General features: G+C 52.7%; 1 tRNA gene and 2 rRNA genes. All 3 read left to right on the top strand.

Features of this window, described 5'->3' with window-relative positions:
• Window positions 1-15 precede the first annotated feature (15 nt).
• Window positions 16-1,555, top strand: a 16S ribosomal RNA gene (locus F8562_RS05495).
• An 85-nt stretch (window positions 1,556-1,640) separates the two neighbouring features.
• Window positions 1,641-1,716: transfer RNA gene (locus F8562_RS05490), tRNA-Glu, on the top strand.
• Between the two features lie 190 nt (window positions 1,717-1,906).
• A 23S ribosomal RNA gene (locus F8562_RS05485) occupies window positions 1,907-2,448 on the top strand; the annotation flags it as partial.

Below are 2,448 nucleotides of genomic sequence, written 5' to 3'. Positions count from 1 at the left end.
ACGAGCATCAAACTTAAATTGAAGAGTTTGATCATGGCTCAGATTGAACGCTGGCGGCAGGCCTAACACATGCAAGTCGAACGGTAGCACAGAGAGCTTGCTCTCGGGTGACGAGTGGCGGACGGGTGAGTAATGTCTGGGAAACTGCCTGATGGAGGGGGATAACTACTGGAAACGGTAGCTAATACCGCATAACGTCGCAAGACCAAAGAGGGGGACCTTCGGGCCTCTTGCCATCAGATGTGCCCAGATGGGATTAGCTAGTAGGTGGGGTAACGGCTCACCTAGGCGACGATCCCTAGCTGGTCTGAGAGGATGACCAGCCACACTGGAACTGAGACACGGTCCAGACTCCTACGGGAGGCAGCAGTGGGGAATATTGCACAATGGGCGCAAGCCTGATGCAGCCATGCCGCGTGTATGAAGAAGGCCTTCGGGTTGTAAAGTACTTTCAGCGGGGAGGAAGGCGATAAGGTTAATAACCTTGTCGATTGACGTTACCCGCAGAAGAAGCACCGGCTAACTCCGTGCCAGCAGCCGCGGTAATACGGAGGGTGCAAGCGTTAATCGGAATTACTGGGCGTAAAGCGCACGCAGGCGGTCTGTCAAGTCGGATGTGAAATCCCCGGGCTCAACCTGGGAACTGCATTCGAAACTGGCAGGCTGGAGTCTTGTAGAGGGGGGTAGAATTCCAGGTGTAGCGGTGAAATGCGTAGAGATCTGGAGGAATACCGGTGGCGAAGGCGGCCCCCTGGACAAAGACTGACGCTCAGGTGCGAAAGCGTGGGGAGCAAACAGGATTAGATACCCTGGTAGTCCACGCTGTAAACGATGTCGACTTGGAGGTTGTTCCCTTGAGGAGTGGCTTCCGGAGCTAACGCGTTAAGTCGACCGCCTGGGGAGTACGGCCGCAAGGTTAAAACTCAAATGAATTGACGGGGGCCCGCACAAGCGGTGGAGCATGTGGTTTAATTCGATGCAACGCGAAGAACCTTACCTACTCTTGACATCCAGAGAACTTAGCAGAGATGCTTTGGTGCCTTCGGGAACTCTGAGACAGGTGCTGCATGGCTGTCGTCAGCTCGTGTTGTGAAATGTTGGGTTAAGTCCCGCAACGAGCGCAACCCTTATCCTTTGTTGCCAGCGATTCGGTCGGGAACTCAAAGGAGACTGCCAGTGATAAACTGGAGGAAGGTGGGGATGACGTCAAGTCATCATGGCCCTTACGAGTAGGGCTACACACGTGCTACAATGGCATATACAAAGAGAAGCGACCTCGCGAGAGCAAGCGGACCTCATAAAGTATGTCGTAGTCCGGATTGGAGTCTGCAACTCGACTCCATGAAGTCGGAATCGCTAGTAATCGTGGATCAGAATGCCACGGTGAATACGTTCCCGGGCCTTGTACACACCGCCCGTCACACCATGGGAGTGGGTTGCAAAAGAAGTAGGTAGCTTAACCTTCGGGAGGGCGCTTACCACTTTGTGATTCATGACTGGGGTGAAGTCGTAACAAGGTAACCGTAGGGGAACCTGCGGTTGGATCACCTCCTTACCTTAAAGAACCTGCCTTTGTAGTGCTCACACAGATTGTCTGATGAAAAGTAAATAGCAAGGCGTCTTGCGATTGAGACTTCAGTGTCCCCTTCGTCTAGAGGCCCAGGACACCGCCCTTTCACGGCGGTAACAGGGGTTCGAATCCCCTAGGGGACGCCACTTGCTGGTTCGTGAGTGAAAGTCACCTGCCTTAATATCTCAAAACTCATCTTCGGGTGACGTTTGAGATATTTGCTCTTTAAAAATCTGGATCAAGCTGAAAATTGAAACGACACACTATTTAAGTGTGTTCGAGTCTCTCAAATTTTCGCGACACGACGATGTTTTACGAAACATCTTCGGGTTGTGAGGTTAAGCGACTAAGCGTACACGGTGGATGCCCTGGCAGTCAGAGGCGATGAAGGACGTGCTAATCTGCGAAAAGCGTCGGTAAGGTGATATGAACCGTTACAGCCGGCGATGTCCGAATGGGGAAACCCAGTGCAATTCGTTGCACTATCGTTAACTGAATACATAGGTTAACGAGGCGAACCGGGGGAACTGAAACATCTAAGTACCCCGAGGAAAAGAAATCAACCGAGATTCCCCCAGTAGCGGCGAGCGAACGGGGAGCAGCCCGGAGTCTGAATCAGCTTGTGTGTTAGTGGAAGCGTCTGGAAAGTCGCAGGGTACAGGGTGATACTCCCGTACACTAAAGCACACAGGCTGTGAACTCGAAGAGTAGGGCGGGACACGTGGTATCCTGTCTGAATATGGGGGGACCATCCTCCAAGGCTAAATACTCCTGACTGACCGATAGTGAACCAGTACCGTGAGGGAAAGGCGAAAAGAACCCCGGCGAGGGGAGTGAAAAAGAACCTGAAACCGTGTACGTACAAGCAGTAGGAGCCC

Origin of the sequence: Klebsiella sp. RCJ4 (assembly GCF_009025755.1) — a bacterium.
Lineage (GTDB): Bacteria > Pseudomonadota > Gammaproteobacteria > Enterobacterales > Enterobacteriaceae > Klebsiella > Klebsiella michiganensis.
Note: the sequence above shows the minus strand (reverse complement) of the source record. Positions and strands in the feature narration are given on the sequence as shown.